This is a genomic window from Candidatus Omnitrophota bacterium, from assembly GCA_030688425.1.
Lineage (GTDB): Bacteria > Omnitrophota > Gorgyraeia > Zapsychrales > JANLHA01 > JAUYIB01.
In genome coordinates this window covers 1-1,511 of record JAUYIB010000025.1, presented here as the reverse complement: position 1 = coordinate 1,511, position 1,511 = coordinate 1, and the positions used below count along the sequence as shown (strand labels likewise).

General features: G+C 52.6%; 1 protein-coding gene. It reads left to right on the top strand.

Features of this window, described 5'->3' with window-relative positions:
* Positions 1-41: 41 nt before the first annotated feature.
* Positions 42-1,511: IS1182 family transposase (locus tag Q8Q08_10440; protein ID MDP2654434.1), on the top strand; the 1,470-nt coding region annotated here is incomplete at its 3' end.

The following is a 1,511-nucleotide window of genomic DNA, read 5'->3' as shown; positions in this document are numbered from 1 at the left end:
TGTGCCTGTTGCACAACTACCTCATCAAATATAGAAAATGCTTGCATAAAAAGCAGAAATTTATTAATTTCATGCCTATGCAAGGAAAGAAAAACTATCAGGAAAAACTCTTCACAAGCTTTAAACTAAGTGACAGGGTATCAAGCGAAAATTTTTATCGCAGGTTAAAAGAGGCAGTCAATCTGGATTTCCTTTATCCACTTACCAACAAATTCTACGGACAGAGCGGGCAAAAAAGCATAGATCCCGTGGTCTTTTTTAAGATTTGCTTAGTGGGCTACCTGGAGAACATTACCAGTGACCGCAGGCTCGTTGACCATTGCGGGATGCGCCTGGACATCCTCTACTTTCTGGGCTACGGCATAGACGAGGAACTGCCCTGGCACTCCACCATCAGCCGCACGCGGCAACTGTTTCCGGAGGATGTCTTCGAGACAGTGTTCACGAAGGTCTTCACCCTTTGCGTGGATGCCGGGATGGTCAGCGGCCATACCCAAGCGGTGGACAGCGCCCCGGTAAAGGCCAATGCCTCTATGGACAGCCTGGAATTGAAGGTCCCCGAGGAAGAACTGGAGGCGCACCTTCGCAAGCTCCGCCATATCAGTGCCGGGGACAGGCAGAAGCCCCTGCGGCAGACAAAGACAAATAAGGCACCCAATGACCAACAGAACCTCTCGGCCAGCAGTACCGAGCTACAGGAAATAAAGAGCCGCAACCAAAAATGGGCCAAGGACCAGGACCAGCGCCCCGGTGCCGGTAACAAGGGCAGCCGCTACACCAGCAACAAGACCCATTACAGCCCCACCGATCCCGATGCGCGCATCAGCGTAAAGCCCGGCAAGGCAAGAAAGCTCAATTACCTGAGCCAGCTCAGTGTGGACACCGCCCATCACGTGATCAGCGATATAAGGGCCTATCACGCGGATGGCAAGGACAACCAGCAATTGCCGGACATTGTACAGCGATTAAAACGGCGGCTATGGAAACAAGGTCTGGTCTGGGAAAACTGCGTGGCCGACACGGGCTACAGCAGCGGCGAGAACTATGCGTTTCTTGAAGGGCAGGGCATCAAGAGCTTTATCCCGCCCCACGGGACCTATAAGGGAGGGCCGGAAGGTTTTACATATAGCGAGGATGGCAATTACTGGCTGTGCCCACAGGGAAAAAAGGTGACCTTCCGCAAGCAGAAACTGGAAAAGGGAACGCTCAAGGATAACTATTTCACCAGGCGGAGCGATTGCAAGGGCTGTCCCATCAAGGCCAAGTGCATCGGCAAGTCACACGAAAAACGCATCAACATAACAGCATATCGAGAGGAATATGAACGTAACATTGCCCGGGTCAACAGCCCACGGGGCAGGTATATGAAAGGCAAACGGCAGAGCACGGTGGAACCGGTCTTCGGGACGCTCACCCAGTTTATGGGCATGGGCAAGGTAAACACGCTGGGGCTGGCACAGGCCAACAAGTGCATGCAACTGTCGGCGATGGCCTATAACCTTAAGAAATAC